This window comes from uncultured Intestinibacter sp. (genome assembly GCF_902468165.1).
Classification (GTDB): Bacteria; Bacillota; Clostridia; order Peptostreptococcales; family Peptostreptococcaceae; genus Intestinibacter.
Window position 1 is genome coordinate 78392 of record NZ_CABQXJ010000003.1, and the last position, 11009, is coordinate 89400.

At 30.0% G+C, this 11009-nt stretch carries 9 protein-coding genes; 7 read left to right on the forward strand and 2 right to left on the reverse strand.

Annotated elements, in window-relative coordinates; all coding sequences use genetic code 11:
* Positions 1–34: 34 nt before the first annotated feature.
* Positions 35–1651, reverse strand: coding sequence for an ABC-F family ATP-binding cassette domain-containing protein (locus RDX53_RS01250; RefSeq protein WP_307993549.1), 1617 nt, complete (start codon positions 1649–1651; stop codon positions 35–37).
* A 164-nt stretch (positions 1652–1815) separates the two neighbouring features.
* On the opposite strand from RDX53_RS01250, the gene bsh reads away from it, so the two are divergent.
* On the forward strand, positions 1816–2802 hold the full coding sequence (bsh, locus tag RDX53_RS01255; RefSeq protein WP_195928751.1) for a choloylglycine hydrolase: 987 nt from the start codon (positions 1816–1818) through the stop codon (positions 2800–2802).
* Positions 2803–3050: 248 nt separating this feature from the next.
* Here the strand turns inward: bsh and RDX53_RS01260 are convergent, their stop codons facing one another.
* Positions 3051–3956 (reverse strand): AraC family transcriptional regulator, encoded by a 906-nt coding sequence (locus RDX53_RS01260; protein ID WP_307993550.1) that lies wholly within the window; start codon positions 3954–3956, stop codon positions 3051–3053.
* Between the two features lie 184 nt (positions 3957–4140).
* Here RDX53_RS01260 and RDX53_RS01265 point away from each other — a divergent pair, with 184 nt between their 5' ends.
* The 6 genes from RDX53_RS01265 (at position 4141) to RDX53_RS01290 (ending at position 10658) form a co-directional block, all read left to right on the forward strand.
* On the forward strand, positions 4141–5091 hold the full coding sequence (locus tag RDX53_RS01265) for a DMT family transporter (protein WP_307993551.1): 951 nt from the start codon (positions 4141–4143) through the stop codon (positions 5089–5091).
* 102 nt (positions 5092–5193) lie between these two features.
* The gene (locus tag RDX53_RS01270; protein ID WP_331606491.1) at positions 5194–5802 is read left to right on the forward strand and encodes a protein-ADP-ribose hydrolase; all 609 of its coding nucleotides are present in this window, start codon (positions 5194–5196) and stop codon (positions 5800–5802) included.
* A complete protein-coding gene (locus tag RDX53_RS01275) occupies positions 5753–6457 on the forward strand; it encodes a Sir2 silent information regulator family NAD-dependent deacetylase (RefSeq protein WP_307993552.1) in 705 nt (234 codons plus the stop codon). Before RDX53_RS01270 ends, RDX53_RS01275 begins: the two co-directional genes overlap by 50 nt.
* A gap of 268 nt (positions 6458–6725) precedes the next feature.
* Positions 6726–7511 carry a hypothetical protein gene (locus tag RDX53_RS01280; RefSeq protein WP_307993553.1) on the forward strand — a complete coding sequence of 262 codons (786 nt, stop codon included), beginning with the start codon at positions 6726–6728 and terminating at the stop codon, positions 7509–7511.
* 209 nt (positions 7512–7720) lie between these two features.
* Positions 7721–10201, forward strand: coding sequence for a LuxR C-terminal-related transcriptional regulator (locus tag RDX53_RS01285; RefSeq protein ID WP_307993554.1), 2481 nt, complete (start codon positions 7721–7723; stop codon positions 10199–10201).
* Between the two features lie 124 nt (positions 10202–10325).
* Positions 10326–10658, forward strand: coding sequence for a hypothetical protein (locus RDX53_RS01290; RefSeq protein WP_307993556.1), 333 nt, complete (start codon positions 10326–10328; stop codon positions 10656–10658).
* The last annotated feature ends 351 nt before the right edge of the window (positions 10659–11009 follow it).

Below are 11009 nucleotides of genomic sequence, written 5' to 3' on the forward strand. Positions count from 1 at the left end.
AGAAACAAAAAAGCCCACATAAAAATGTGAGCAATTAGTTTCGATAATAATCATCATCGTCGATTCGATGGGAATTATTTTCTAAAAAAGATATCATCATCGTCAATCCAATTAATAAGACATAGTCGGCACAGTTAACTATGAAATGATAGTCATGTGAAATCATTAAGATTGCGCCTTTGTAGTTTGAAATAGCTTTTTCTAATGCCATTTGTGAATATATATCTAAGTGGCTTGTAGGTTCATCCATTAATAGCATGTTTGCTTTACTTGCTGAAACTTTTGCAAGTTGAAGGATGTTTTTCTCACCACCTGATAATGATTCGATCTTTTGTGTAAGTATATCTGAACTAAATCCGTATCTTCCAAGATATCTTCTTATTTCACCATATGTTTCAAATCCAACATCATAGAATTCTTGTAAAATTGTGTTTGATTCATTTACAACTTCGCTTTGCATTTGCGATAAATATGCTAATTTGATGTTTTCGTCGATTTTTATAGCATCATTGTTATTTTTGAAAATTTGTTTTAATAAAGTAGTTTTACCAACACCGTTTGTTCCGATTATTGCAACTTTATCATTAGATTTTATCTCGAAGTTTACATTTTGTAAAAGCACTTCATCAAATGATATACCTAAATTATCTGTTTTTAATGCTATTATTTCTTCTTCGATTTCATTATTTGTTTCTAAGTTGATATATGGTTGTTTGATATCTACAAATGGATGTTTAATTCTATTTGCTTCTAATCTTTCTTGTATTTTAACTCTCGCTTTTAACGCTCTACCTCTAGATGCATCTGCATTGTAAGTTGCTTTTTCTCTTAATATTTTTATTAATTCTTCATTTCTTGCTATTTCCTCTTCATCAGCTATTGCCATCTCTTGTAATTCAATTTTTGTTTGAAGAAGAGAGAAGTTATAGTCAATATATCTTCCATCAAATTCTTGAAGTTCAGTGTTTTCAAGGTGGATGATTTTATTGAAACAATGATTTAATAAATATCTGTTGTGAGTTATAACTAAGATAGTTTTCTTGTGAGAATTAATTAAGTTTTTAAGTGAGTTAAGATTCTCAAAGTCTAAGAAAACATCTGGTTCATCCATAATCATTAAATCAGGATTATTAAGCATTTCTTTTATAACTTGTATAAGTTTGAACTCCCCACCACTAAGTTCAGAAATCATTCTGTCTCTGTGAGGAGTTAAGTTAGCAGCATTTAATTTTTTATTGATGTTGTTTTCATAATTATCACCATCAATCGCATCGAAAGCATCAAGTGCCTCTTGGTATTTTTCTAATAATGTTTCGATGTCATCAGAAGTTCCCATTTCAGCACAAAGAGTTGCTATTTCATTTTCAAGTTTTATAAATTCTTCTGCAATATATTCGAAAACAGTTGTTTCCTTATCTTTATCTCTTTGTGAAAATTGGCTTACGTACCCAATTTTTAAGCTTGGCTCCATTTCAACGTTTCCGTCAAATACGTATTTTTCAGGATCCATTATTATATCTATAAGCGTACTTTTTCCACTACCACTTGCACCGATAAATGCACAATGTTGACCTTCCTCTATTGTAAATGAAACATCAGTATAAAGGTCTTTTTGTGGAAAAGAGTACGACACTTTGTCAAATTTTATCATGTAATTACATCTCTTTTTGATTCGCTTTTGATAGCATAACATTTTTTAGAGCTAATTTCAATTATTTAAAATTGGGATTTTAGATAATTCTTTATGCATAAATAATAAGCAATTTACAAAACATAAATAAGAATATTATTTTACATAAAAAGGAGGATTTTAACATGTGTACAGCTTTGAGTTTATTAACATTTAAAAAAGAACATTTATTTGGAAGAAATATGGATTTGGAATATACATTTGGACAAAGACCAGTAGTAGTTCCTAGAAATTATGAATACGTAGACAAAGTTTCTGGTGAAAATAAAAAGATAAAATATGCTATTACTGGTATGGCATCAGTTATGGACAATCACCCACTATTTGCTGAGGCTATAAACGAAGAGGGGCTAGGTTGTGCTGGGCTTAACTTCCCTGATGCATATTGGGAAGAGGACACTAAAGAAGGTATGGAAAATATGCCACCATATGACTTAATTCTTTGGATTACTGGTAATTTTGCAACTTTAGAAGAATTAAGACCATATCTAGATAAAATCAATTTAGTTGCAAGACCTTTTGCTGAAAATGTTGGACTTCCAACACTTCACTGGATGGTTACTGATAAAACAGGCAAAGCAATCGTAATCGAAAAGACTAAAGAAGGTTTCAAAGTATATGAAAACAAAGTTGGCGTAATGACAAATGCACCATCATTTGATTGGCATATAACTAACTTACGTCAATATATGAATGCAACTCCAGTTCAACCGACATCTGCAAATTGGAGTGATTTAGAATTAACTCCGCTGGGATCTGCAACTGGTGGGATAGGACTTCCTGGCGATTTTTCATCACCATCTAGATTTGTAAGAGTAGCATTTTTAAGAGCACAAATTCTTATGGAAGATATAGAAAACGACGGAATAATTGAATTTTTCCATATATTAAATAACGTAGCAATGGTAAAAGGTTCAGTAATAACTAAAGACGGAAAAGATGAAATAACTCAATACAGTTCTTGTATGAACCTTGAAAAAGGACTTTACTACTACAAGAGTTATAACAACAACCAAATAAACATGCTTGATATGCATAAAGAAGACTTAGATGGTAGCGAAATGAAGATATTCCCTTATAACGATATACAAGTTGTAAATACTTTAAACTAATAAAATAAATGTAAGTTTGAGATTAATAAAAAATATAACTTAATGAGATAAAATTTAATCCTAGTAAAAGATATAAACTAGAAAAATAAATTTGCGATTGATAAATTAAAATATAATTGAATAAAATTTAGAATAATAGAAAAAATATATCATATATAGTTGATGTGAATTAGAAGATTATTGACATTTAACGAAAGTAGTGATTGATTTCCTTAAATAGTGATTATTTAAAAGTGGCTGTAGAATATCTACAGCCACTTTTTTTTCATATTAGACCTGTATTGGGACGGGGTACAGTGCATAAACTTCTTAAATGTCTTACCGAAGTAGCTTATCCCATTAAATCCAACATTGATGCAGATATTAGATATTGGTTCATCAGTGTTATAAAGGTATTCGGTTGCCTTCAAAACTCTATATTCCATCAAATATTCAAACGGAGTCATTTTTAGGATTCGTCTAAAACTTCTGCAACATTCGCTTTTGCTGATATTGCATGATTTTGCGATATCATCTAGAGATATATCGCGTGCATAGTTTGTTTTTATGTAGTTTATCGCTGTTTTGACCCTTTCATCATCAGCAGAAACTTTTTTGGAAGGACTTTGGATTTTATCTTTTAAATTTTTAACAAGTTTGAGCCAAATTATATTTAAGTTGTTGGCGATTTCTAATTCATAAGCATAATCTTTGTTTTTATATGATGAATAGATATCTTTTACGTATTGTAAAATTTCACTTTGCCAATTTACATCATTTTTAAAGATTACAAAGTCCAAGTTGTGGCTATTAATCACAGTATCGACGTATTTTTTGCTTATTAGTGAGTGATCACTTCCCGAAATTATGCTTTGGTTAAACATAATTGAAATCATCTTGCAGTTTTGATAATATGGTTTAATTTGGTGAAGTACATTGGAATTAAAAAGTATTCCTTCCCCAGGATTCAACACAATAGTCTCACCATTTACTTGAAAGCAAATTTTATCTTCAACTACGTATGAAATTTGAAGGTCTTTGTGCCAATGCCATCTAATGTATCCTTCATCAAAATTACAAAAGTCATCTGTAAATATGAGGAATGGGAAATCACCATTTTCATATTTGATAATTTCTCTTTGTTGTTTATCAACTTCTATTTTTGATAATTGCATATTAAAACTTCCTTTCAATTTCGCTAATATAGTTGCAATGTTAATCAATATATTAATTGTTATACATTGCAAATAGTAATAGAATAAGGATGTAGCCGAATTAATAAGTCAATATATTTAAAATCATATTAATAATATTATTATATATGAAAAACAAAATTTTATGAAAGGAAAGGAAAAAAAGATGAATAAATCACGTTTTAAAGGAATCGCTTTAGTTATTTTTGGAGCTACTTTATGGGGTGTTTCTGGAACAGTTGCAGAATTTTTGTTCCAAAAAAACAGCTTTACTACGGAGTGGCTAGTAGTCGTTAGGTTATTATTATCAGGTATTTTACTTTTAAGCTATGGTTCAATTAAGAAAGATCCAGGAATTAAAGAAATTTGGAAAAATAAAAAAGATGCGATAACACTTGTATCTTTTAGTGTTTTGGGAATGTTGGGTTCTCAATATACTTACTTCGCTGCGATTAAATATGGAAATGCAGCAACAGCAACAATCTTACAATATTTATCACCAGTGATTATAACTTGTTATGTTGCTATTGTAAGCAAAAAGTTGCCAAACAAAAACCAAATAGTTGCAATTTTATTAGCTATAGTAGGTACTTTCTTTATAATTACAAAGGGAGATATACACAGCTTATCTATATCTAAACAGGCACTATTTTGGGGACTATGTTCAGCATTTGCCGCTGCAATTTATACATTACAACCAGTTAAATTGCTGACAAAATATTCTTCAATCACAGTTGTTGGGTGGGGGATGTTACTTGGTGGTATAGCGTTTAGTTTTATAAATCCACCTTGGAAATTTAGTGGAACTTGGTCAGTAGCGACTGTTTCTGCTGTGGCATTCGTAGTGATATTTGGAACATTGTTTGCTTATTATTGCTATTTAGAGAGTTTAAATTATATTCAACCAACTGAAACAAGTATATTAGGTTCTTTTGAACCATTATCAGCAGCATTCCTATCAGTTATATGGCTGAAAAATCCTTTTGGAATGGGCGATATTGTTGGAACAGTTTGTATTATTCTTACAACTATAATTTTAGCTTATGCTAAAAAAGATGAGCCTAAAGAAGAGACTTGTGAAAGTATAGATAAAAATAAATTTGAAGAGTACATCTAAGAAAATTTGGGACTTTGGAAGGAATTATCCAGAGTTCCAAATTTTTTTTTGAAAAAAGTTTGGTTGTAACGCTTGACATTACAACCAAAAAGGTTTCTAAAGGTGCAAGATGAATATTTAAAAGAAGAAATAAACAAAAAAGGAATTGTAGATATAAATAATTTAAATCCTATACAAAAGGGGATTTATCTTTGGCAGGGTGACATAACAACTCTTCATTGTGATGCTATTGTAAATGCGGCAAACAGTGCAATGACTGGGTGTTATGTTCCAAACCACAGATGTATCGACAATGCTATTCACTCATTTGCAGGGGTAGAGCTTAGACTTGAGTGTGATGAAATTATGAATAGACAAGGGCATGGCGAGCCGACGGGACAGGCAAAAATCACAAATGCATACAACTTGCCTTGCAAATATATAATCCACACAGTCGGCCCGATAATAAGTTATAAATTGACAAGTGAGGATTGTGAATTGCTTGCAAATTGTTATAGATCTTGTTTAAACTTAGCAGCCAAAAACAACTTGGAGAGTATTGCGTTTTGTTGTATTTCGACAGGCGAGTTTCACTTCCCAAATGATAAAGCAGCCCAAATAGCTATAAAAACTGTTGAGGAATTTATGAAAAAAGATACTAGTGTAAAGAAGGTGATTTTCAATGTTTTCAAAGATATGGACAAAGAAATATACAGAGAATTACTCAAATAATATAGAAAAATTGAAAGAAGTATTAGCAGATGCCGACGCTATTGTGATTGGGGCAGGTTCTGGTCTATCAACATCAGCAGGACTGACTTATAGTGGTGAGAGATTTGAAAAATATTTCTCTGATTTTATCGAAAAATACAATATCCCAGATATGTATAGTGGGGGATTTTATCCATATGAAACACTTGAGGAATATTGGGCGTGGTGGAGCAGACACATCTACTACAACCGTTATGTCGACATACCAAAACCTGTTTATAAAAATTTGTTGGATTTAGTAAAAGACAAGGACTACTTTGTGATTACGACTAATGTGGATCATTGTTTCCAAAGAAGTGGGTTTGATAAAAATAGATTGTTTTATATGCAGGGGGATTATGGCTTATGGCAATGTAGCGAGCCATGTCATCAAAAGACTTATGACAACGAAATACAAGTAAAAGAGATGGTAAAAAGACAAAAAGACTTAAAAATCCCAAGTGATTTAATCCCTTATTGTCCAGTTTGTAAAAAGCCAATGACTATGAATTTAAGATGTGACAATACATTTGTCCAAGATGAGGGATGGTATGAGGCGATGGCACCGGACGAGATAAAAAGCCAGTCAATCTGTATTGATGGTGATATAGGGGATGTTATATTATCGATAATATAATATTAAAAATGAAAGTTGTTTATAATAAAATATTATAATAAAAGCCATTGATAAAGTAGAATTTGTCAGTGGTTTTTGTTTTGAAAAATCACCCGGGTGAAAACCTCCAAACATCAAGTTATAACCCATAATTTAAACTATACTATAATTAAATAGAAAGTTTATATCTAGTAAAAATATTTTATTTAGGCTAATCAAGAAGGATACTTTATTTAGACTAAATAAAAAAGATATCTTATTTAGACCTATCAAACAGGGGGGATTTTAGGTGAAGAGATTAACTGTTATTATATTATCATTAGTATTATCATTTGGTGTGGTTGGGTGTTCATCAAGTAGCAATGATGATAGTACTCAAAACCAAAAAGACGAGCAAACTCAACAAAAAGATACATCTACAACTTCGGAAATATCGACATTATTAAAAGATATGTATATAGTACTTAAGGATTCAGACGGGGGAACGAAAGATTGTAAAGATAAGCTAGTTAATTACGGAAAAGATATAAATAATGATATGTTGGCGAATAAGGACTATGGTCAAGATATGCAAAAATTAAAAGATGCTACAGAAAATTATGATTTAGAAAAAATAGCTAAGTATGTGTGTGACATTTTAAATAATATAGAAGGAAGTGACAAGTACAGCATAGAGATAAAATCAACATATAATACAGATAAATCAAATAGCGATCAAAATACAAACAACAAGTCAAATAACACAGATAAATCAAATAGTGATAAAAACACAAGTAATAAGTCAAGTAATACAAATCAAAATACAAGCAATACTACAAATAAAAATACTACAAACAAAAATAATAACACTAATAAAAATAACGACGACGAATATCAAAGTGGTGACTACGGTGATTATACAAAATGTCCACAATGCAAGAAAATGACATTCCATCCTGATGGATATTGCGAAAACTGTGGTTATAGAAAAGCAGGTAATGAAGATGGAGCTAACCATAGTTCTAAATGTGCAAACTGCGGAAGTGCAACTATAAATGCAGATGGAACTTGTCCATATTGCGGATATAAAAATTAGAGGGTATTTGATGAAGATGTACTACATTAAATAGTGTGAAAAGCAAGCAGGGTATATAAATAAGGAGCATATATGCTCCTATTTTTTGTGGAAAATTTTAATAAAGAAGGCTAATACAAAGAGTGAATAATATATAATTAAAATATAAGACTTAAAATAAACAAAACTGAGATTATATATTTTTTAGAAAGGGGTTTCAAAAAGGGGATATGGAATATATAAAGCAATATAATACGAATGAAGTCTATGTGAATGAGAAACTTACAGAAAAAATAGGGAAAATAAATTCATATCCGCTTACTGTGGTCGAGGCACCGATGGGATATGGAAAGACAACGGCGATAAAAATATATATAAACAAATTTCACACGAATTACTATTGGCAAAATATCTACACAAATTCGGATATAGCGTTTTGGCAAGGTTTTTGCAGGATAATAAGCAAGATAGATTCAAATGCTGGTAGCCGCCTAAAAAACATAGGTTTACCAAAGGATAGCATAAAGCTGGAGGAGTGTATTGAGCTTATAAATTCTATTTATATAAAAGATGAAATAGCGATAATTTTAGATGATTATCATTTAATAAATAATAAGAATTTAGATGAGCTGATATACAATTTGGTAAAAAGTATGGATAACAAAATCCATCTTATTATAATTACGAGAAATAAGCCAGATATTGAGATTGAAGAACTTCAATTAAAAAAATTGGTGAATTATATTACGAAAAACTGCTTGGAATTTGAAAAGGATGATATAAAAAAATATTATAAACTTTGTGGTATAAATTTAAATACTTTAAATATAGATGATGTTTATAAAAAGAGTGAGGGGTGGATAAGTGCGATATATTTGCTTATGCTAAATTATATCGAATACAATACGATTGAGATAAGTGAAGATATATATGAACTTGTTGAAAAGCTGGTATATGAACCGTTTGAAGATAAGTTTAAGGACTTTTTGCTTAGATTATGCATATTTGATCAGTTTACATTGGAGCAAGTCAAATTTATAACTGGGGACGAAAATGTCGATTTATTGATAAAGGAATTGACTCAGGTTAATGCATTTGTGAAGTACGACAAGAAAAACAAAGTATACTTATTCCATGCGATTTTTAGAACTTGTTTGTTGGAAAAATTAAAAGAAAAAGACGATAATTATAAAAAAGAAGTATATAAACAGGGTGGATTTTGGTTTTATAAAAACAAAAAATACGTTGTCAGTATGGGTTATTTTTATAAAGCTGGAGATTATGAAAACTTTTTAGATGCATTGGTAGAGGACAAGGGAAACAGCATCACAGGAGAAATCAAGGACAAATTTATAAGATGTATGGAAAATTGTCCAAATGAATTTAAACAGAAAAATCATTTGGCGTTATTGGTATACGCAAGAAGATTGTTTACTTACAATGAGATGGACTTGTTTGGGAGAGTTTGTGGGCAATTTTATGAAAATATAGCAAGAGATAAAAATATAGATGTTAAAGAGAAAAATCAACTGCTTGGGGAGATGAAACTTATATTTAGTTTCACAAAATACAACAATATAGAAGAGATGTCAAATCTTCATAAACAATCGTATGAGTTGATGTATAAGCCTTCCACAATTATGACAAATAAATCTACATGGACTTTCGGTTCGCCGTCGATTTTATACATGTATTATAGAGAGAAGGGCAAGCTACAGGAACAGCTTAGCATTATGAAAAATGCCATGCTTTATTATTATAAAATCACCCAAAATCATGGGATAGGTGCTGAGTATATTATGGAGGCCGAGGTCTGTTTTAATCAAGGAGATATATTAAATGCAGAAATAGCACTAGATAAGGCTATGCTTTTGTGTGATAAGTATTCGGGGGTTCTTTGCTGTGCTTTATTTTTAAAGTTGAGGATACTTATACATAGGGGTAGGTACGAAGAGTTTAGAACTTTGATGGATGAGATTGAAGAGAGGATTTATATAAATGATCTTCATATGTTTTCGGATACATTGGACATTATAAGGGCATATATATATTCCAATTTAAAAGAAGAGAGCAAGATTCCTAAGTGGATAGAAAATGGTAATTTTGAAAATACTAGATTATTATTTCCGACGATTCCTCTTGTGAATTTTATTTACTCAAAAGTGCTTATAACGAAAAAGGAATATGTTAAGGTCGTTGCACTTTATGAAAAATCTATAGCTATGGCAAAGATATTTCCCAATTTAATTTGTGAAGTTTTTGAAAATATACATATAGCAATAGCATACGATAATTTGTCTAAAAGAAAATATGCAGTTGAAAAACTTGAAAAAGCGTTGGAAATAGCTCTAAGTGACAGACTATATATGATTTTTGCGGAAAATTATACTGATATAGAAGATTTATTAGATGAAATATATGAAAAAGGTAATTTTAAAGCAGAGATAGACGAGATTAGAAGATTGCAAAAGCCTTATGATAAATTTTTAAAATTTGTTAAAAAAGAAAAATCGAGATTGGCTGAATTGTCGGAAAGAGAGCTAGAAGTTGCTAATTTAGCGGCACAAGGATTTACAAATAATGAAATAGCAAAAACATTATTTGTATCAGTAAACACAGTCAAAACAATATTAAAAGCAGTCTTTAAAAAATTATGTATAAAATCAAGACAAGAAATAAAAGATATTATAAAAAGCCAAAATAACAATTAAGTTTAAGTTATAGATATATTTAAAAAACTTTTTTTGACAAAAAATACAGCAAATTTAGATAATATCAAACTGCGATTTGGGATAATCTATTACTAAGTATTTTTTTATAGAGAGGAGAAGTAAAATGACTATTAGAGATAAATTTGAAGAAATGAAAGAACATCACGAAGGTAGAAAAGAATATCGCCATGAACTTAGAGATGAAAGAAAATTAGAACATGAATTAAAACACGACGTTAAAAAAGAAATAAAAGACATAACAAAACAAGATAAAGAATTAGGCCACGAAATAAAAAGAGAGGCAAAAGCAGATTATAAAGAATTTAAAAAAGACGAAAAAGAAGCTGAAAAATACGCAAAAGCAATAAATAAAGGGATGAAAGAATTACAAGAAGAAGAGAGAAAACAACAACATGAATTCGCTGAGATGTTGAAAAAACAAATGGAGAATGAATAAGATTATAACCGATAGGATTTAATTCTGTTAAAACTTGGCTAATAAGTTAAACATGGATTGAAATTAAATTATGATTTTTCAAGCCCATATTTTGAGGTTAAGTGCAGAATAAAAAATACAAACGAGTGAGAAAATAAATAGGAATAGGAATTGTATAATTTAGTATAATTCCTATTTTTATGTATTTATTGATATAAATATAACAAATAATCCTTGCATAACGAGTATTTATGATATACAATACTTGTATTACGAGGTTTTGTTTTAAATTAAAACCTCGCATTACGATGATTATGTTTTGGAGGTGAATTTGTGGAATTAAATAAGGAAATTTTAAAGGGGCATATAGAT